Genomic DNA, 19,980 nt, shown 5'->3' on the forward strand with positions numbered 1-19,980 from the left:
TCCAATGTTCTGTTACGCCTAAATAAATAGGTGGAATAAATCTTGATCTTTATTCACTTCAACATAATGGAATCCTTTTTTATTCATCCGTTCAATGAGCGCCGCATAGTCATCTCTTTCTTTCAATTCGATGCCAACAAGCGCGGGTCCTTTGCTTCGGTTATTCTTTTTCGTATATTCAAAGCGGGAGATATCATCATTTGGCCCTAATACTTCATCTAAAAATTCCCGAAGCGCACCTGCTCTTTGCGGAAAATTGACAATGAAATAATGTTGAAGCCCTTCATAGATCATCGACCGTTCTTTGATTTCCTGCATTCTGCCAATATCATTATTTCCTCCACTGACAATACAGACAACATTTTTCCCTTTAATCTCCTCGCGATGGGCATCCAGCGCTGCGATCGGAAGTGCGCCTGCCGGCTCTGCTACAATCGCACATTGATTATAAAGCTCTAAAATGGTTGTACATACTTTCCCCTCAGGTACAAGACTAATTTTATCGACAACAGATTGTAGCGATGTAAACGTCTTTTCGCCAATCCGCTGAACCGCTGCTCCGTCTACAAACTTATCAATGGAATCAAGTGTCACAACCTTGCCCTTTTCATGAGAGGCATGGAGTGAAGCTGCGCCAAGTGGTTCGACGGCAATGATTTCGGTTTCTGGGGCGATATTTTTGATATATGTACCAACTCCAGATAACAGACCTCCACCTCCAACACTTGCAAATAAAAAGTGAGGCTCCACTTCGATATCATTTAATATTTCTACAGCTGTCGTTCCTTGTCCTGCCATCACATCTAGATCATCAAACGGATGGATAAACTCACGCTTTTCTTCATCTCCGCATTTAACTGCTTCATGATATGAATCATCAAACGTATCTCCGGTTAAGATAATTTCAACATATTCTTTTCCGAAAAGCTCTACTTGAGATACTTTTTGCCTTGGTGTCGTAGCAGGCATAAAGATTTTCCCGTGGATACCTAGATATTTACAAGAATAGGCAACACCTTGTGCGTGATTTCCTGCACTTGCGCAGACAATGCCGTTTTTTAGTTTATCTTTTGGAAGCTGGCTCATTTTATTAAAAGCGCCTCTTAATTTAAAGGAACGAACTACTTGCAGATCCTCTCTTTTTAAGTAGACATTACATTCATATCGTTCAGAAAGTCGCTCATTTTTTTGAAGAGGTGTATGAATGACTACATCCTTCAAATTTTGATGGGCCTTTAAAATGTCTTTCACTTGAATTAGCGTGTTTTCTTTGAGCAACGGTTTCATGTACAAGATCCTTTCTCTTTAACCTTATTTAATTTGTCATTATAACATGAATATTCAAAAAATAAACCAATAGATCATAGATCAAGCATAAATTTCATAAACTTTTTCGTTTCTCTGTACATTTGGTTTTATTGGGTGTTACAATTGAACCAATTAGAACCACAAAGAAAGGAATCACCCGATGACCACACATTCGTTTACGTCTATATATGGAGAGCATCAAGAAATGAAGCGTGCCATTCACCTGGCAAAGCAATTCACAAAGCACGAGCAGCCTGTCTTGATCACAGGAGACATTGGCACAGGCAAAACACGATTTGCCCATGAAATTGCTCATGCATCGGCTCCAAACGCTTCACTGACACATCTATATTGCCCCATCTTAGATGAAGATACCTTGCAGAAAGCCTTCACGGAAAAGACCCGTCAAATCCTTTATTTAGACGAAATCGCCGCATTAAGTATTCCTATGCAGCATCAGGTTGTTCGTTTTCTAGAAACATCTCCTGCAACAAAAATCATTGCCACTTCGTCTTTATCAATAGAGGCATTGAGGGTTTCATCTACCTTTTTACCTGAGCTGTTTTATCGCTTAAATGTTTTCCATTTGCCCTTACCGTCATTAGCAGATCGAAAAACTGACATTCCTGTGTTAACAACTGCTTTCTTTCAGGAGCTGAGCATGGCGCCTGATATTGATCCAAGTGTTTGGGAAACCTTGCAGGAGTATCCGTTTGAAGGAAACGTACAGGAACTCAAAAATATCGTTCATTATGCTGCAGTCATTCTCGAGGGGCAAACGGTATTTTTACACCACCTGCCGCCTTTTGTGTTAACCCCTCTTTCGCCGGAGGTAAAAGGAAAAAAGGAAGATCATCAACTCACACTAATGGAAAAACAAGAGTTTGTTTTCCTGCTAGAAGCCATTAAATCTCTCAATGAGAAAGGTGAAGCAGCCAGCAGACGCATCTTGTCTGAATTAAGCAAGCAAGGCGACATCCCGCTGACCCCTCAGCAGGTGAGGAGCCGATTAGATGACCTTGAGAAAAAAGCATACGTGACGAAAGGAAAAGGCAGGGCCGGCACAAAGATTACACTTGAAGGTCTTTCATTCCTGAAGTCACTTGATGGTTATATACCGGTTCAATAAAAGGAGGACATCCATTGTTTACTGTAAAAGAAGAAATTGCAAACGCCATTACACATGGCATTGGCGTTATTTTATCCATACCAGCCATTGTTTTTCTCGTGTTATTCGCTGTTCAATACGGCACTATCACAGAGATCGTGAGCTTTTCAATATTTGGGGCATCCATGCTGCTGCTCTATTTAAGCTCGACCTTGCTTCATAGCATTCGGCACAAAAAAACAAAAGATGTATTTGAAATCCTCGACCACTCGGCTATTTATGTATTGATTGCTGGTACCTATACGCCCTTTTTACTCGGACCATTAAAAGGCGCACTCGGCTATACGCTTCTTGCAATTGTATGGGCTCTTGCTGCTGGCGGAATTGTCTTTAAAATCTTTTTCGTCAAACGGTTTATCATTGTGTCCACCCTCGTTTATTTATTAATGGGCTGGATGATTATCATTGCCATCAAACCACTTTACATTGGATTAACGGGCGCAGGATTTGGCCTCTTGCTGTTAGGCGGTCTATTGTATTCGGTCGGAACCATCTTTTATATTTGGCGGAAAATCCCCTATCATCATGCCATTTGGCACAGCTTTGTTCTCGGCGGCAGTGCATCAATGTTCTTCTGCATTCTCTTCTACTGTGTGAACATTCCTGCTGCATGAAAAAAAACCAGCATCCGAAAGTGGATGCTGGTTTTTTTATGCTCGCTTTTGGGCGTATTCGCTCATCATGACAGGTGCTTTAATATGAATATCAACATTAACAGGGCGCAGCCTTTTCACGACTTTCCCAGTTAATAGACGCTCCGTTCCACTTGTTTCAACCGGTACAAGCGGACAATCACAATCTTCAGCAAGTGCCTCTGCCATGTGACGCTGTGCTTCTGAAAGCAATACACTCTGACCCGATAAGATTCTTTCCTTTGCTTCTTCTAATAAGGCATCATCAGATTGATTCTGATGCATAACCGCCATCTTCTTCAGCCATTGTTTTAAAATGGGATATCGACAAAGATTCGGCTTTGCCATGAAAGCAAATGGTTTTTCAAGGTGACCAATCAATAATGTCGTCGTGACTGGATTCAGTGCCTGTGTGATATAAATAACGGGTCCATCTGGCAGCTTCTTTTGCTGGTGAATGGTCATAACTGATCCTGACTGGTCAATACATCCCCGGGCAAACCTTTTTACATGCTCATGAATGAGGTGCATTCGTTTCGTATAGGAAATGCGTGGATCAGTTAATTCATGAGCATGCAAATGCCTCATACTTTTAAAAAAGGATACAACAACATAAAGCGTTAAAAACCAATAACGAAACAACCGTACTCCTCCTACTCATTTATCCTTTTTTGTCATATACGACAAATTCATAATTGTAGGGGTTCTTTTCGTCACGATGGCCTTTTTTGCGTGATACAACCGTCCATTCGTTTTCATTGTAATCAGGAAAGTAGCGGTCTCCTTCAAACGCATGGAGAATATGCGTGATATATAGACGATCCGCATATGGCATCATTTCTTCATACAGCTTAGACCCGCCGATGATAAATAACTCGGTCTCGCTTTCCCCCATTGCCAAAATATCGGCAATGGAATGGACAACCTCGCATCCTTCTGCTTCAAAAGAAGAACTTGTTGTGAGCACGATATTTCGGCGGTTAGGCAGCGCTCGTCCAATGGATTCAAACGTTTTTCTGCCCATGACAATCGTATGGCCGCCTGTGACCTTCTTAAAATACGCTAAATCAGCTGGTAAATGCCAAGGCATTTGATTATCTTGACCAATGACTCTGTCTTTTCCTGTCGCCACAATCATCGAAATCATACACTGACTTCTCCTTTAATATGCGGATGCGGATCATAGTTCTCAAGTACAAAATCATCGAACGTGAAATCGAAAATGCTCTTCACATCTCTTGTGATGCGAAGCTGCGGAAGCGTGCGTTCCTCGCGCTCTAGCTGCATTTTCACCTGCGGAAGATGATTCTGATAAATATGTGCATCTCCTAGCGTATGAACAAACTCTCCTGGCTCAAGATTTGTGACTTTGGCAATCATCATCGTGAGAAGAGCATATGAAGCAATATTAAATGGCACGCCTAAAAAGATATCTGCCGATCTTTGATAAAGCTGGCAAGAAAGCTTCCCGTTTGATACGTAAAATTGAAACAGACAATGACATGGTGGCAGTGCCATTTGATCAATTTCAGCCGGGTTCCAAGCGCTGACGATCAGTCTTCTTGAATTCGGATTATGCTCGATATCGTGGATCAGCTTTGTGATCTGATCCACTGTCTCACCGTCCCCACTAGCCCAAGATCGCCACTGCGCTCCGTATACACGGCCCAGTTCGCCATTTTCATCTGCCCATTCGTTCCAAATACGGACACCATTTTCCTGAAGATATTTGACATTTGTATCACCTTTTAAAAACCACAGTAACTCATGAATAATTGATTTCAGGTGCAATTTCTTTGTTGTTAACAGCGGAAATCCTTCCTGCAAATCAAATCTCATCTGGTAACCGAACGTGCTGATTGTACCTGTTCCCGTTCTGTCACCTTTTTCATCCCCGTGCTGTAATACATGACGGCATAACTCTTTGTATTGTTTCATTTTTTTCATCCTTTATTTATGTTCTTGTTGTAGTTTACCTTATTTCCGCTTTTGTTTAAACACCAAAAAAACATGCCTGCATAATCATGAGCAGACATGTTTTTCTTTTATACTTGATTCACTCGATCCTGCTCTTCATCCTTAATATCTTGGTGTGAGTGAGCAATACGGCTAGCTGCTGCTGCGGCAAGCGCGGCGACAAGATCATCAAGGAAGGTATGCACTTCACCTGGACGACCTTCATCTAATTCCTTGATAATACCAAATTTCTCTTTATCTAAATAACCGAAGTTGGTCAAGCCGATTGATCCATATACATTGACAATGGAAAGCGGAATAATCTCATCAATTCCATATAGCGGCTCATCTGTTTCAACTAAGTGCTGTAAAGGTTCTGGCAACAGCTTTTTTTCTGCCAGCTGATCAAGGGCAAGTCCTGTTAAAACCGCATGGACAATTTCCCTTTTATTCAACACTTTTTCAACATTTTCAATACAGACACTAAGTGGAAGGTTTGGATGATATTTTTCTTGAAGCTTTAGCACAATGTGTGCAATATCTTCAATTTTCACTCCGCGTTCGTTTAACATTCGTTTTGTAATCTGCACCATTTCGTTCATTGTATACTTTTTCAATTGGCATGACATCTCCTTCTAGTGGCTCATCCAGCTCGGCGGGGTGTTTTTGTCCCAGTAAATATTACCGAGTTCATGATGCGTCTGGAATCCATCTTCTGCTGTATGGTAGTGAAAGTTAAACCAATATCCGCTGTGTGGCGGCTGATCTCTTCTCACATGAAAACGGAGCAAATCTTCTCCAGTCTTCCGGTTGTAGATGTGAAAGATTTTTTCGCCATTTCCGCTTGAAGGCTGATCAGTTAACACAACATCTTGAAATTTTTCGTCATCTTTGAAATTTGTTAAAACATCGGTTAACACTTGTTCAATTTTCGGTTGAATCTCTTCTCTGTACTCGTCTTCAATGACAGGTGTGATTTTACGGCCGAATTTGAGAAATGACTGATTTTCTGCACTTGATAGAACCTCTTCCTTATATTGCTCAAAGGGGTCTACCTGCTCTTTGCTTGCCTCTTGCGATCGTTCCCAGCCTGATGTATCATAAACCGCTGTATAAGGCGTTTTATCAGGTGAAGAAAGTTCAGATGGCTTGTCTGTCATCAAAGCCGACGGAGGAGAAACCAAACCAAAAGTTGCAATGGTAAAGAGCGCAACAAGCGTTTTTCTCATCCACATCTTCATGATATCTAATTCCTTCCATAAGTTATCATACTGCTATTCTAGCATATAATGAATTTTCAGTCATTCAATTTGGTCACTGATTTGAGACTTTCTTTTTCATAATAAAACGTTTACAATGACAGTAATGGCAACTAAAATTTGGGAGGAATGGGTATGCTTGAAGGCTTTTTCGTCACAGCTTCCTTGCTGACACTGTTTTATTTTGTCTATATGGAGATTACGGATTAAAAGCCCTTAGAGAGGGCTTTTTTCTTTCTCGATATACCCATAATGAAATTGGGCTGTTTTTCGTTTGATGACGTGAAATTGGTAAGAGTCCGCTTTAAATCGTGTGCTTTTCCAATGATCTTTTAACACCACTCTTTTTCTTGCCACCCTTAATGCTTCTTGCACGGCTGCTTCGTGATCAAAGTCGTGCTCTGCCGCATGACGTAGCGGCGCTATACTTGTAGATTCTTGGATCGTTTCCTCAAACATCGGATCAAAATAGACGATATCAAATGAACAGTCAGGATACTTCTTTAGCTGCTCGATACTGTCTCCACTGATAACAGAAATCCGTTTCATCGCTTCATCAGCTTCCTCTATCCCCGTCTCCCATGTATTCAGTCCTTCTTTCACTAGTAACGCCGTAATGGGATTCTTTTCAATACCGACGACCTGTCCATTCCTGCCTGTCGCACAGCTTGCAGTAATCGCATCAGACCCTAAGCCAAGTGTGCAATCTAAAAAGGAATCTCCCGGCTTTAGCTGTGCTGCTTCAATTAAAGGATCCTTTTCTTCGCGCAAGAGCCGCTTCACCCTGAACATCGCTGAGCTTGGATGAAAGAAGAACTTTTCACCATTTGGCTGATACCATTCAAATCTTTCCTTTCCAACAACAAGGACATCTCCTCGTTTCATCGCAAGCTGCTTGACAGATTGTTTGCGTCTTTCTACATACTCACCATGTAAATCTTCTGCAAGAGCCTTCGCTGTTTCAATCTTTTGTTCATTTGCTCTAAAGCTTGTTGTAATGAGCATACTGTTCCTCCATCATGATCAAGAAAAAATGCCCTGATCTAGTTACAGGGCATTTCAACACGTGTATTAGCAATGTTTTTCAAATGCAGTTAAGACATTTTTCATGATATCTTCCATTTCACGACCTTCAATTTCGTCACGCGGGATAAAATGAACGAGTTCATTTCCTTTTAAAAGGGCCATAGAAGGAGATGATGGCTCTTCACCAGTGAAGTATTCTCTCATTTTTGCCGTTGCTTCCCGGTCCTGCCCAGCAAATACTGTGACGATTTTGTCTGGCGCTTTTTCTGCCTTCATCACAGCTTGAGTCGCTGCTGGGCGTGCTAAGCCGGCAGCACAGCCGCATACAGAATTAACAACAACAAATGTTGTTCCTTCAGCCTCTTGCATCGTTTGTTCTACTTCTTCTTCCGTCGTCAGTTCTTGGAATCCTGCACTTGTCAGCTCTTGGCGCATTGGCACAACGAGCTGGCGCATATATTCTTCATATGCCATTGACATAAAAAAGCCCCCTCTAAAATCCTTATGTTGTGAATAAAGGATACTATAGAGAGAGCCAATTTTCAAATGTTCTATTTCAGATTAAATTTTCATAATTCCGCCTGTGTTGGCTGATGTCACAAGTTTTGAATATCTGGCAAGATAGCCCGTTTTCACTTTTGGCTCAAAGCCTTTCCAGTTCGCTTTTCGTTTTTCCCATTCTTCCTCTGGAACCTCTACGCTTAAAATGCGTTGCTCAATATCAACCACGACATGGTCACCATTTTCAACAAAGGCAAGCGGGCCGCCTTCAGCTGCTTCAGGAGAGACGTGTCCGATAGACAAGCCGCGAGAAGCGCCGGAAAAACGTCCGTCCGTAATTAAAGCAACCTTTGGTCCAAGACCCATCCCGACAATTTGTGAAGTAGGAGCAAGCATTTCTGGCATACCAGGTCCGCCTTTAGGTCCTTCATAGCGAATGATGACAACATGTCCTGCTTCTACTTTTCTATTAATGATGCCTTCAAGAGCTTCTTCTTGGGATTCAAATACGATCGCAGGTCCTTCGTGGCGTGTGATCCCATCTTGTACTCCGCCCGTTTTAATGATGGCTCCATCTGGCGCAAGGTTTCCAAATAAAACCGCTAAGCCGCCCTTTTCAGTAAATGGCTTGTCGATTGGATAAATGACGTTATAGTCTTTAACCTCGTGACCTGCAATGTTCTCACCCATCGTTTTCGCTGTGACGGTCATTGTATCTAAATGAAGGGCGCCTTCTTTTTTGGACAATTCATTTAGCGCAGCTGTAACACCGCCTGCTTCATGTAAATCCTCAATATAAACATCCGAAGCTGGAGCAAGTTTTGATAAATGAGGGACACGCTCTGCTACTTCATTGATGCGTTCAAGTGAATATTCAACACCTGCTTCATTTGCGATCGCCAGTGTGTGAAGAACTGTATTCGTTGAACCACCAAGTGCCATATCTAATGCAAATGCGTTATCAATTGCTTTCTCAGTCACAATATCACGTGGTTTAATATCCTTTTTAATGAGCTCCATTAGTTGTTTTGCTGACTTTTTCGCAAATTCTCTTCGCTCTGGTGATGTCGCCAAAATCGTTCCATTTCCAGGAAGAGCAATTCCAAGTGCCTCTGCTAAACAGTTCATTGAGTTTGCTGTAAACATACCTGAACAAGATCCGCAGGTCGGACAGCCAAACTGTTCTAATTCATTTAATTCCTCTTCGTTAATTTTACCTGACTGGTAAGCACCGACGCCTTCAAATACAGAAGAGAGGGAAATCTTTCTGCCATCACTTGTTCTACCCGCTTCCATCGGTCCACCGCTGACAAAGACCGTCGGAATATTGACACGCATTGCTGCCATCATCATCCCAGGTGTAATTTTATCGCAGTTAGGAATACAAACCATTCCATCAAACCAGTGAGCAGATACAACGGTTTCGACAGAGTCAGCAATGATTTCACGGCTTGGTAGTGAATATCTCATCCCGATATGGCCCATCGCAATTCCATCATCGACCCCAATCGTATTAAATTCAAATGGGACGCCGCCAGCTTCACGAATGGCTTCTTTCACAATCTTTCCGAATTCCTGAAGATGGACATGTCCTGGGACAATATCAATATAGGAATTACAAACAGCAATAAATGGCTTGCCGAAGTCCTCATCCTTTACTCCCGCTGCTCTTAGTAAGCTTCGGTGAGGTGCTCTGTCAATTCCTTGTTTAATCATATTACTACGAAGTTCTGCCATCTGTTTAAAAAGCCTCCTATACTACAAGTCTTGTTGACTGTATGATTTTGAGTTGATTTTATTTTACAAATTTTCTGTTTATTTAGCCACCGATGAATGACCGATGACCAGCATGGCTGCTGAAGCTAGTGTTCAGCATGGTTCGTGTCATAAAATCTGACCTCCAATATTCTATATTGGTACTACTATATAGAGTTTTTTCGTATATTTCAACAATATTCAAAATAATTTTTCTAAAAAAATTTTTCTGTCTATGATTTTAGAAAAACAAGCTACCTATCATTGGCAGCTTGCTCATAAGTCTCATCATTCTGATGCATTTTTTCTACTTTCTGTCATTTGCTTCCATACTGAGCCTTTCGCTTCTTCTCCGTGCTCAATGCGCTCAATCGCCATTTTCACTTGAAGGCTGACTTCAAATTCAGGGTCTTGCTCAGCTTCTTTTAATGCGTCAAGTGCTGTTTCGTCACCTTCTTCATAAAGAAACATCGCTGCACGCCAGCGAACAAGTTTACTTGGATCCTTTAATGATTCGATCATTGCTTCTATAGCGCTCGGGTCACCAAGGTCTGAAATGCAGTCTCCAGCGGTTCTGCGGACCGTCACTGTTTTATCTTTAAGCCCTTTATATAAAATAGGCAGAATAGCAGGATCTTCAATCATTCCAGCATTCACAACGGCTTGTCTGCGAATCGATGTTTTAGGGTCCTCCATTGCTTTCATTAAAACAGGTATATCCTTTTGCTCTGGCTGCATTTGCTCTAAATGGGCAAAACGCTTTTTCCAATCTTCCTCGCGCAGCATTTCTTCTGTCACATCATATGCCTTTCGGTTCACCTGTCGATCTACAGCTTCTTGTCCTTCTTTGACTGCCTCTGTTAAGCGGGCTAAACGTTCGTCATCATAGGCTGCTTGGAGCTCTTCTGTCACTTCCTGGCCGATATCTGCAAAGTCACCAAAACGAACGCCATGTTCTTTCCACACACGTTCAAATACGACATTGTCTGAACTGCTTCTGAGCTTTAAAATGGCTGCTTGGAAGCGTTCAGGCATGCCAAACCGCTCTTCTCTTTCACCGTCCGTTAATTTGACTTGCATCGGAATCCCATTAAACATTTGGATGAACACTTTGACTTCGCCAAATGTGTCACCGCCAGACTGCGACCCTTCCTGAAGGCCTTCTGTTTCTTGACCAAAGGCTTCTCTGACCTGCTGCAAAATGCCCTGCCAGTCAAACTTTGCATTACGCTCAACCGCTAAGAAATCTGCGACATGATAAACACCTTTTACACCTTCAATGTTCAAAATACGCTTAATCATCTCTGGCGCTTCGTCTTTTTGATCCTTTTTGTAGTTGTTGCTTTTCCCGCCGGCAAGTGCTTCTGTCAAAATGACCTTCATCGTATTTGGACTTGGCGTCGGTTCTATCGCTGTTATTTTCATCTATACATCCTCCTTACACACATAAAGACCCTACTCATCTGTAAGGCCGCATTCTTCTTTCCATGTCTTGATAAATAGGCTCATCAAATCATGCCGCTCCTCAGCAAGCTGCTTTCCAGAACGAGTGTTCATTAAGTCTTTTAATTTGAGCAGTTTTTCTTCCATATGTTTTAGCACAGAGCCCTGCTGCGTGTCCTTTGTATAGTGGGGTTCCCCTTTTGCGCCTGCATAAGTAAACACCCTCGCAATACCGGTTGCTCCTATCGCATCGAGCCGATCTGCGTCTTGAACAATGGCCCCTTCTAACGTTATTGGTCTATTCTGCTTATGTCGATGACGAAAAGACATCGTTGTAATGATGTCCATGATATAACAAATATCTCGCGTATGAACTTCCCAAGAAAGGAGCTGAAGCTCAAGCTGATTTGGTGAAAGTTTCCATTCACCCGGCAGCTTTTCATCTATGACATCATGAACAATCGCTGCCATTTCGATCACAAACAGAGAGCCGCCTTCCTGATTAGCAATCTGGCAGGCAAGCTGCCGCACACGATCAATATGAGCCGCATCGTGTCCAGTCGGTTCATATTTCAGCCGATCTGAAACAAAGGAGGCAGCTGCCTCCAATTGTTTTTTCTGCATGACGGTGAGCACCTTATTTGTCCAAAAGAGCGATGATGGAGCTTTCTAATTCTTTTGGTGATGTTTTCGGAGAGAACCGCTCAGTGACTTCTCCGTTTTGATCCACGATAAATTTTGTGAAATTCCATTTCACTGTTTTTGTGCCAAGTACACCTTTTGCATGACTTGTTAAATGTTTGAAGAGCGGGTGCGCGTTGTCACCATTGACATCTACTTTCGCAAACATAGGGAAGGTCACCCCATAATTCAAAGAACAGAATTCTTGAATGGCTTCTTCTCCTTCTGGTTCTTGGTTCATAAATTGGTTACATGGAAATCCTAAAATTTCAAGGCCCTTTTCATGATATTGATCATATAGCTCCTGCAGTTGTTTAAATTGAGGAGTCAGTCCACATTTGCTTGCTGTGTTGACAATAATGAGTACTTTTCCTTTGTAATCTGCCATTGATTTTTCTTGACCGTTAATGGTCTTGACCTGAATATCATAAATTGACATCTCATAGCCTCCTAGGATTCACTTTTTCCTATCGTAACATGCTTCTTTTATAAAATCGCTTTTTATGCTTCCGGTTAAAAGAGTCCTGTCACACTGCCGTCTTCTAATAAATCCATCTCGAGCGCCGCTGGTTTTTTAGGTAATCCAGGCATTGTCAAAATGCTTCCAGTTAAAGCAACAATAAATCCTGCTCCTACAGATGGTTTTAACTCACGAATCGTAATGGTAAAGCCCTTAGGCCTCCCAATTAAAGCTGGATCATCTGAAAGTGAATATTGCGTTTTTGCCATACAAACCGGTAAATGCCCCCAGCCGTTTTCCTCGATGGCTGCCAGCTGTTTTCTTGCTTTTGAAGTGAGTGTGACCCCGTCTGCTCCGTAAACCACTTTGGCAACTTTAGATAATTTTTCTTCGATGGAATCATGCTCTTCATACAAATAGGAAAAGCTGTTCTTCTTCTTTTCAATAAGTGTTGCGAGTTCTTCGGCAAGTGCTGTCCCGCCTTCTCCTCCTTCTTCCCATACATTCACAGCTTGGACTGGGTGGCCATGTGCGTGGCACCAATCTTCTATCGCTTGAATCTCTTCTTTTGTATCAGTGATAAATCTGTTAACTGCGACAATGTACGGAAGACCGAAAGCTTGGACGGTTTCAATATGCTTTTCTAAATTATGTATACCTTTTAATACAGCTTGTGCATTCTCTTCTTTGAGTTCTGTTTTCTTCATTCCGCCATGCATCTTTAATGCTCTGACAGTCGCCACAATGACAACTGCACCAGGCTTGAAATCACCAGCTCTTGTTTTAATGTGCAGGAACTTTTCTGCTCCAAGATCTGCTCCAAATCCAGCTTCTGTTACGACATAATCGGCTAATTTCGCCGCCATTTTAGTTGCAATTAAACTATTACATCCATGTGCAATATTGGCAAAAGGACCGCCATGAACGAGGGCCGGAGTTCCTTCAATCGTTTGTACAAGATTCGGTTTGAGTGCGTCTTTTAAAAGTAACGTCAGAACACCTTCATATCCAAGTGCACCAACAGTGACTGGCTCCCCGTCTTGATTATAGGCAACAACAATAGAAGAAAGACGTTTTTTCAAGTCGGTTAAGTCTTCTGCTAAACAAAGGATGGCCATCATTTCGGAGGCAACCGTGATGTCAAACCCGTCTTCTCTAGGATACCCATTTACCTGTCCACCAAGTCCGACAACGACCTGTCTTAAAGCACGATCGTTTAAATCAAGCACTCGCTTCCATACAATGCGGCGCGCATCGATGCCAAGTTCATTTCCGTGATGGATATGGTTATCAATGAACGCAGATAAGGCATTATGTGCAGAAGTAATGGCATGAAAATCTCCTGTAAAATGAAGATTGATTTCTTCCATCGGCAGCACCTGTGAATATCCTCCACCCGCTGCACCGCCTTTTATGCCCATTGTAGGACCTAATGAAGGCTCGCGCATCGCAATGATTGCTTTTTTCCCAATTTTTTCGAAGGCTTGACCGAGGCCGACTGTTACGGTAGACTTCCCTTCACCTGCTGGCGTTGGATTGATCGATGTGACAAGGATCACATGTCCTTCTTTTTGTTCTTTTAAACGGTCAAAAATAATCAAAGATATTTTCGCTTTTGTGAAACCATAGCATTCTAATTCTTCGTCATGTATTTGCAGCTTTGCTGCGATGTCTTGAATAGGTCTCAGCTTTGCCTTTTGGGCGATGTCAATATCTGATAAATGCTTTGTGATCATAAATAAACGGCCTCCTTTTTTCGAGAAACAGCTTTGTTTTTGCTCTGTTTTTCATTGTAACATAATTGAAACATTGAAATATCGCCAGAAAGTTCCTATAATGAAATGAAATTAGCTTTGGTTCAGGGGGTGGCGAGTTGCCTATTAACATACCAGTTCATCTGCCGGCAAAACAAATACTAGAGAGCGAAAACATTTTCGTCATGGATGAGACAAGGGCATTCAAGCAAGATATCCGTCCTTTGAATATCGTGATCTTAAATTTAATGCCAAAAAAAATACAAACCGAAACGCAGCTGCTAAGAATGCTCGGAAATTCTCCTTTGCAAGTGTACTTTACGTTTTTGATTCCAAGTACGCATACACCGAAGAATACGTCGAGAGAGCATCTAGATGAATTTTATACGACCTTTGAATCGATTCGCCATAAGAAATTTGATGGAATGATCATCACCGGCGCACCAATTGAGCATTTAGCTTTTGAAGAAGTATCCTATTGGAAAGAGCTGCAGGACATTTTGGACTGGAGTAAAACGAATGTGACGTCTACTCTTCACATTTGCTGGGGTGCACAGGCAGGCCTATATCACCATTATGGTATTGAGAAAATCAAGCTTGCTGAGAAAAAATTTGGTGTATTTGAGCATCTTGTGAAAGAGAAAAAAGAAAGATTAGTCAGAGGTTTCGATGAAGTATACTATGTCCCACATTCGAGGCATACAGATATTAATACAGAACAATTAAAAAACACGCCGAATTTGAAAGTATTGAGTGTCTCTGAAGAAGCGGGTGTTTGTTTAATTGTTTCAGATGATGATAAACAAGTATTTTTAACTGGACATCCTGAATATGATACGGACACATTGAAGCAGGAATATGAAAGAGATTTGTTGAAGGATGATACAGTCCAAAAACCTGTCCACTATTTTATAGAAGATGGTGACACATTAGTCCCAGTGAATCGATGGAAAGCCCATGCCACTTTACTGTTTATGAACTGGCTCAATTATTATGTTTATCAAGAAACACCATACGTTTGGGAATAAAATAGACTGTAGTCTGATGATAAATGGCCAAAATGTGTTAAAATACAAATGGCTCTGTCTTCCATTATCAATTTAGTCTTGTTGTTTTTTAAAATTAGTTTAATTCTTTCGTAACGAATGATATGCTCTGACTGTTTATATGTTATCTTTATGTATATGTAGACCTATGAGATTAATAGTTTTCGTACGAAGTTTTGTTGTTGTTGATTACATTTGAGGTGAATATTCTTGAATACCAATAAAAAAATATTAATCTTGACCGCAAATTATGGAAATGGACATATGCAGGTGGCTAAAACACTGTATGATGAGTGCAAATCTCAAGGCTTTGAGCATGTTGTAGTTTCTAATTTGTATCAAGAATCAAACCCCATTGTGTCGGAAGTGACTCAATATTTATACTTGAAGAGCTTTTCCATTGGGAAACAATTTTATCGCTTGTTTTATTACGGTGTAGATAAAATTTACAATAAACGCAAATTTAACATTTATTTAAAAATGGGAAATAAGCGTCTTGATGAACTTATTCAATTACACAATCCGGATATGATTATTATTACATTCCCGATGATTGTTGTTCCTGAATACCGGAACAAAACAGGAAAAGTCATCCCGACATTTAATGTCATGACAGATTTCTGTCTTCATAAGATTTGGGTACATGAAAACATCGACCGGTACTATGTTGCAACCGATTATGTGAAACAAAAATTAGTGGAAATCGGCACACATCCAAGCGATGTCAAAGTGACAGGCATTCCTATTAGACCACAATTTGAAGCAGACGTGCCAAAATCGAAGATTTATAAAAAATATGGATTATCATCAAACAAAAAAGTTCTTCTGATTATGGCCGGTGCTCATGGTGTACTGAAAAATGTCAAGGAATTATGTGAAGCATTGCTTCTAGACAGTGAAGTACAAATTGTTGTTGTATGTGGAAAGAACGCAGCGCTGAAACAATCACTAAGCGATCTTGAACAAGCACATCCAGATCAATTGAAGGCGCTTGGATATGTGGAACAAATTGATGAATTGTTCAGAGTAACAGATTGTATGATCACAAAACCAGGTGGCATTACTTTAACAGAAGCAACTGCAATCGGCGTCCCAGTCATTCTTTACAAGCCTGTCCCTGGACAAGAAAAGGAAAATGCTCATTTCTTTGAAGATTATGGGGCAGCCATCGTCATCAACAGACATGAAGACATTTTAGAATCTGTGACCAACTTGCTTCAAGATGAAGAAAAGTTAGAAACCATGAAACAAAACATGAAAAATCTTCACTTAAAGCATTCTTCTCAAACCATTTTGGAAGATATCGTTGAGCAATCAGATATCATCACGAATAACAAAACGTATGCTCGCGCATTATCATAAAAAGGTGTCCGTCATTGACGGACACCTTTTTCTTTATCCTTGATTTCCATTTGTTGTGTACACTTCTTCAAACGGCTGCACGACAACAAAGCCGCTTCCGCTAAATTTCATTTGAATAGACTCTCCGCTTCCTCTGCCAATAAAGGTTTTGAATGAAACATCTGTCACAAATTCAGTTTTTAAATCCCCTGACCATGCAACTGTCGCATTTGGATCTGTATAGACAGAGTCACCCGGCTGAACAATCAATGTGAGCGGCTCATAATGACTCGTAATCGCAGCAAGGCCTGGTCCTTCTAATTTGACATTAAATAATCCGCCTGCAAGCATCCCCGACACTTTTTTCATCAATTTGATATCCCAACGGACTGAAGGTTCAAATGCGAGCAAATCATTCCCATTCACAAAAATGGATTCGCCTTCAGCCAAACGAAGAATTGAGATTTTTTTGCCTTGATCTGCTACATATAATTTCCCATCACCTGTTGCCTTCATGAGTGAAGTGCCTTCTCCTGACAGCATTTTTTTGAACATCTTTGAGACGCCATGTTCAAACACGCCCTCACGTTCAAACTTGATTTTGCCTCGGTACGAAACCATGGAACCTGTTTTTGCCCAAATGGTATCAGTCAAATTAATTTCTAAAAGTCTTGATGTTTCAAGTTCGAAGACCCCTTCTCCCTTATCTTCCTGCTGCGTATTCTGAACAAATTCTTCGAGTGTATAACGATTCATGATAGCACCTCTTTCTGTATTTTTTTTATATACGGACAAACTGTGCATAAAGTTTCAGAAAATGGGGACGGTTTAGCTATTATTGTTATTTGTCAAAAAAAATCAAACATTCTGCTCAAAATTTGGCTCTCCCGCTTGACGCTTTACTTTTGATGGTGTATAGTGGAACCATCATTTAACAACTGCAAAGTCGTTAGGTGATGAAAATTTTTTTTAGTATGCCAAAAGGTATGCTACAGTACTAGGAGGAAAAAGCAATATGCAAAACGGTAAAGTAAAATGGTTCAATAATGAAAAAGGTTTCGGCTTCATTGAAGTTGAAGGCGGAGACGATGTATTCGTTCACTTCACAGCTATCGAAGGTGACGGTTACAAGTCTTTAGAAGAAGGACAAGAAGTTTCTTTTGAAATCGTTGAAGGTAATCGTGGACCTCAAGCTGCAAACGTAACAAAAATCTAATCAACTAAATCAATGATGCAAAATAAAGAGAGGCTTATGCCTCTCTTATTTGATTTTCAGCTGAATTTCAATTGCTAAAATATTTTGCTTCAGTCGTTGTTCAATTTCAGAGATATCTTTTTCGAGAAAAGGTCTTCCCTTCTTTGCTACATCTACAAGTTGCTCTAGATCGCTGTACACCTCTTGAAATGTTCGATGTAATACCGTTTCGAACTCCTTATTATTCATACCGGCCTTCCCCTTTTCCTCTAATATCCGTCACTTAGTCAAAAAGTAACTCAACCAAAACTTTCTATAGTTATATCGGCTCATTTTTCGGAATATGTTCTTTTTTTACACATTCTATCCGTTTTTTTTCAAGAGCGAATGTTTGAGCAGGGAAAACCGGTCCGTTCGTTTATTTTTTGAGCAGCGTTTGGCCATATTCTTTTATTTTCTCTCCAACAGTGCATTGCTGTATGCAAAAGGAATGGGCATATTTTTTGCCAAATTCTTTTCGAAAATGCTTCTTAATCAAACAATCTGAACAATACGTGTCTTGAAGATCGGTCAATTCTTGTACTGCTGTTTTTTTATCCACATTATTCAGCTCCGTCTGCTTCTAATTTCAATGTACTTTCGATTGGGACGTCTGCAAGAATCTGTCTTGCAAGCTGATCCGCTTCTGCATTTTGTTTCCGATCGATGGCTTCATAGGTTGGCGTCAGCTTCAGCTCTTTTAAAGCCGCTTCAATTCGGTCAAGCCATTTGTTATGTACATCATCATAACAAGGCCATTCTCCTTTTAACTGATTCATGACAACAAGTGAATCTCCTCTAATCGTGACAGAATTTCTGCTTGCCCCCAGGTCTTTTAAAGCTTTTACTGCCTCAAATAAAGCCGCATACTCTGCTTCATTATTGGTACTCCCTTGGAAAGGCTGATTTTTTCTCAATCGATAAGCGTCTTTTCCTAGCTTATAGTAGACGACAACACCAAGACCAGAGTCACCAGTTTCTTTGTGAAAACTTGCATCAAAATAGACTTGAAGCTGATCAGGTTCAAGCTTTAATTCTTCATTTAGCTTTTCAAGCTCTTTTATAGACCACATAGCCCCTTTTTCATCTTCAAATGACAGAAGTGACTGTGGTTCTTTTTTGTCAATATGTTTTGCTAACCTCAAGGCCTCTTTTAGCTCCAACCAATCTTCTTGGTAAAAAGCAATGGACCCAATTGATTTCACTTTCATTGTGTAGTGTGCTCTTAGTTTCATTGATCACATCGCCTTCCCGTGCTTTTAAGGTAAACATACGTTATGCTATAATCAAAAAGTTACATTTACAATGAGAAAGGAAGTTCATGTCACTTGTTTAATGAAGGTATTTGGATCTTATTTGCGATCATTAATTTTATCATTGTTCTTCTATTTTATAAAGGATTTGGCAAGATGGGCCTTTTTGTCTGGATTGGCTTTGCGACGGTTGCCGCAAATTTACAAGTTGTCAAAACCGTTGAATTATTCGGCCTAACGGCAACACTTGGAAATATTTTATATGGCAGTGTGTTCTTTGCAACGGACGTATTGAATGAAAAATATGGACAAAATGAAGCGAGAAAAGCTGTCTGGATTGGTTTTGCTACCCTTTTAACACTAACTGTTGTCATGCAGGAAGCCTTGCTTTTCCATCCCGCTCCATCTGATATCTCACAATCATCGCTGGAAACCATATTTGGCTTTATGCCAAGGGTTGCACTTGGCAGTCTCGCTGCTTATATCATCAGTCAAATGCTAGATGTTTATGTATATTCTTTTATTCGCCGCATATTTCCTTCCGATGGCGCGCTCTGGGTGCGCAATGCCGGAAGTACGATGATTAGCCAGCTTCTTGATACATTGATTTTCACGACCATTGCCTTTCTTGGCACGTATCCATTTCATGTATGGATAGAAATCTTCATCACGACATATGTCATTAAATTTATCGTCGCTGCGATTGCAACACCTTACGCGTATGCAGCGAAAAAAATGGTTCCGCTTGATGAAAGGGTGAAATGATGTGCCAGCAGAAATATACATTGACGGTGCGAGTGCAGGGAATCCGGGTCCCTCTGGCATCGGCATTTTCATCAAATATAATGGAAAGGCTGAGTCCTTCTCCATTCCTCTTGAACCCATGAGCAATCACGAAGCAGAATTTTCTGCTCTGATCGAGGGGATGAAAATATGCGCAGAAAAAGGATTGCGTACCGTTTCATTTCGAACAGATTCACAAGTAGTTGACCGCGCAGCCAATGTAGGATTTGCTAAAAATCCAGCCTTTCAGCACTTTATCAAAGAGATGATCGAGCTTCAAAGCCAGTTTGATTTATTTTTTATTAAATGGATTCCGAGTAAGGAAAATCAAATAGCAGATCAGCTCGCCAGAAAAGCGATTCACCTATCTAAAGGATGAA

24 protein-coding genes are annotated in these 19,980 nt (G+C 40.8%); 7 read left to right on the forward strand and 17 right to left on the reverse strand.

Going from position 1 to position 19,980, the window contains the following annotated elements; genetic code table 11:
• Positions 1–18: 18 nt before the first annotated feature.
• A complete protein-coding gene (ilvA, locus tag MHB83_RS14695; protein WP_003215464.1) occupies positions 19–1,287 on the reverse strand; it encodes a threonine ammonia-lyase IlvA in 1,269 nt (422 codons plus the stop codon).
• Positions 1,288–1,468: 181 nt separating this feature from the next.
• Here ilvA and MHB83_RS14700 point away from each other — a divergent pair, with 181 nt between their 5' ends.
• Positions 1,469–2,437 (forward strand): sigma 54-interacting transcriptional regulator, encoded by a 969-nt coding sequence (locus MHB83_RS14700; RefSeq protein ID WP_212045987.1) that lies wholly within the window; start codon positions 1,469–1,471, stop codon positions 2,435–2,437.
• Positions 2,438–2,451: 14 nt separating this feature from the next.
• Positions 2,452–3,090 carry a hemolysin III family protein gene (locus MHB83_RS14705; RefSeq protein WP_003215766.1) on the forward strand — a complete coding sequence of 213 codons (639 nt, stop codon included), beginning with the start codon at positions 2,452–2,454 and terminating at the stop codon, positions 3,088–3,090.
• A 36-nt stretch (positions 3,091–3,126) separates the two neighbouring features.
• Here the strand turns inward: MHB83_RS14705 and MHB83_RS14710 are convergent, their stop codons facing one another.
• The 12 genes from MHB83_RS14710 to MHB83_RS14765 form a co-directional block, all read right to left on the reverse strand.
• On the reverse strand, positions 3,127–3,750 hold the full coding sequence (locus MHB83_RS14710) for a 1-acyl-sn-glycerol-3-phosphate acyltransferase (protein WP_310024890.1): 624 nt from the start codon (positions 3,748–3,750) through the stop codon (positions 3,127–3,129).
• Positions 3,751–3,769: 19 nt separating this feature from the next.
• Positions 3,770–4,255, reverse strand: a complete 486-nt coding sequence (locus MHB83_RS14715; protein WP_050943893.1) for a dihydrofolate reductase — start codon at positions 4,253–4,255, stop codon at positions 3,770–3,772.
• Positions 4,252–5,046, reverse strand: coding sequence for a thymidylate synthase (locus MHB83_RS14720; RefSeq protein WP_050943892.1), 795 nt, complete (start codon positions 5,044–5,046; stop codon positions 4,252–4,254). The genes MHB83_RS14715 and MHB83_RS14720 overlap by 4 nt, the downstream gene beginning before the upstream one ends.
• A 107-nt stretch (positions 5,047–5,153) precedes the next feature.
• The gene (locus MHB83_RS14725; RefSeq protein WP_003215861.1) at positions 5,154–5,681 is read right to left on the reverse strand and encodes a phosphatidylglycerophosphatase A; all 528 of its coding nucleotides are present in this window, start codon (positions 5,679–5,681) and stop codon (positions 5,154–5,156) included.
• Positions 5,682–5,699: 18 nt separating this feature from the next.
• Entirely contained in the window at positions 5,700–6,305 is a 606-nt protein-coding gene (locus MHB83_RS14730) for a YpjP family protein (RefSeq protein ID WP_003215665.1), read from the reverse strand.
• Between the two features lie 234 nt (positions 6,306–6,539).
• Positions 6,540–7,328 (reverse strand): class I SAM-dependent methyltransferase, encoded by a 789-nt coding sequence (locus tag MHB83_RS14735; protein ID WP_335356126.1) that lies wholly within the window; start codon positions 7,326–7,328, stop codon positions 6,540–6,542.
• Between the two features lie 66 nt (positions 7,329–7,394).
• On the reverse strand, positions 7,395–7,829 hold the full coding sequence (locus MHB83_RS14740; protein ID WP_335356125.1) for a BrxA/BrxB family bacilliredoxin: 435 nt from the start codon (positions 7,827–7,829) through the stop codon (positions 7,395–7,397).
• 81 nt (positions 7,830–7,910) lie between these two features.
• Positions 7,911–9,587 carry a dihydroxy-acid dehydratase gene (gene ilvD / locus MHB83_RS14745; RefSeq protein WP_050943890.1) on the reverse strand — a complete coding sequence of 559 codons (1,677 nt, stop codon included), beginning with the start codon at positions 9,585–9,587 and terminating at the stop codon, positions 7,911–7,913.
• Positions 9,588–9,893: 306 nt separating this feature from the next.
• Entirely contained in the window at positions 9,894–11,030 is a 1,137-nt protein-coding gene (locus tag MHB83_RS14750) for a conserved virulence factor C family protein (RefSeq protein ID WP_003215956.1), read from the reverse strand.
• A 30-nt stretch (positions 11,031–11,060) separates the two neighbouring features.
• Complete coding sequence (locus tag MHB83_RS14755; protein WP_335356124.1) at positions 11,061–11,672, reverse strand: HD domain-containing protein; 612 nt, start codon at positions 11,670–11,672, stop codon at positions 11,061–11,063.
• Positions 11,673–11,685: 13 nt separating this feature from the next.
• Positions 11,686–12,168, reverse strand: a complete 483-nt coding sequence (locus MHB83_RS14760; protein WP_003216059.1) for a glutathione peroxidase — start codon at positions 12,166–12,168, stop codon at positions 11,686–11,688.
• 74 nt (positions 12,169–12,242) lie between these two features.
• Positions 12,243–13,925, reverse strand: a complete 1,683-nt coding sequence (locus MHB83_RS14765; RefSeq protein ID WP_342496437.1) for a formate--tetrahydrofolate ligase — start codon at positions 13,923–13,925, stop codon at positions 12,243–12,245.
• Between the two features lie 137 nt (positions 13,926–14,062).
• Between MHB83_RS14765 and metA the strand changes: the two genes are divergently transcribed.
• Together metA and MHB83_RS14775 are read left to right on the forward strand one after the other, a co-directional pair.
• Positions 14,063–14,971 (forward strand): homoserine O-succinyltransferase, encoded by a 909-nt coding sequence (gene metA / locus MHB83_RS14770; protein ID WP_003215782.1) that lies wholly within the window; start codon positions 14,063–14,065, stop codon positions 14,969–14,971.
• Positions 14,972–15,199: 228 nt separating this feature from the next.
• Positions 15,200–16,351, forward strand: coding sequence for a diglucosyl diacylglycerol synthase (locus tag MHB83_RS14775; protein ID WP_003215454.1), 1,152 nt, complete (start codon positions 15,200–15,202; stop codon positions 16,349–16,351).
• 33 nt (positions 16,352–16,384) lie between these two features.
• Here the strand turns inward: MHB83_RS14775 and MHB83_RS14780 are convergent, their stop codons facing one another.
• Entirely contained in the window at positions 16,385–17,086 is a 702-nt protein-coding gene (locus MHB83_RS14780; RefSeq protein ID WP_050943887.1) for an AIM24 family protein, read from the reverse strand.
• A 259-nt stretch (positions 17,087–17,345) separates the two neighbouring features.
• On the opposite strand from MHB83_RS14780, the gene cspD reads away from it, so the two are divergent.
• Entirely contained in the window at positions 17,346–17,546 is a 201-nt protein-coding gene (gene cspD / locus MHB83_RS14785; protein WP_003215784.1) for a cold-shock protein CspD, read from the forward strand.
• 45 nt (positions 17,547–17,591) lie between these two features.
• Here cspD and MHB83_RS14790 read toward each other — a convergent pair whose 3' ends face one another.
• The 3 genes from MHB83_RS14790 to MHB83_RS14800 form a co-directional block, all read right to left on the reverse strand.
• On the reverse strand, positions 17,592–17,774 hold the full coding sequence (locus MHB83_RS14790) for a hypothetical protein (RefSeq protein WP_003215507.1): 183 nt from the start codon (positions 17,772–17,774) through the stop codon (positions 17,592–17,594).
• Positions 17,775–17,943: 169 nt separating this feature from the next.
• On the reverse strand, positions 17,944–18,126 hold the full coding sequence (locus MHB83_RS14795; RefSeq protein WP_003215998.1) for a zinc-finger domain-containing protein: 183 nt from the start codon (positions 18,124–18,126) through the stop codon (positions 17,944–17,946).
• Position 18,127: 1 nt separating this feature from the next.
• Positions 18,128–18,799 carry a ribonuclease H family protein gene (locus MHB83_RS14800; RefSeq protein WP_003215694.1) on the reverse strand — a complete coding sequence of 224 codons (672 nt, stop codon included), beginning with the start codon at positions 18,797–18,799 and terminating at the stop codon, positions 18,128–18,130.
• Positions 18,800–18,892: 93 nt separating this feature from the next.
• On the opposite strand from MHB83_RS14800, the gene MHB83_RS14805 reads away from it, so the two are divergent.
• Positions 18,893–19,582, forward strand: a complete 690-nt coding sequence (locus tag MHB83_RS14805) for a queuosine precursor transporter (RefSeq protein ID WP_003215661.1) — start codon at positions 18,893–18,895, stop codon at positions 19,580–19,582.
• A 1-nt stretch (position 19,583) separates the two neighbouring features.
• Positions 19,584–19,979 (forward strand): reverse transcriptase-like protein, encoded by a 396-nt coding sequence (locus MHB83_RS14810; protein WP_212045979.1) that lies wholly within the window; start codon positions 19,584–19,586, stop codon positions 19,977–19,979.
• Position 19,980: the final 1 nt, after the last annotated feature.

Origin of the sequence: Bacillus sp. FSL K6-3149 (assembly GCF_038630515.1) — a bacterium.
In the GTDB taxonomy this organism is placed as follows: Bacteria; Bacillota; Bacilli; order Bacillales; family Bacillaceae; genus Bacillus; species Bacillus pumilus.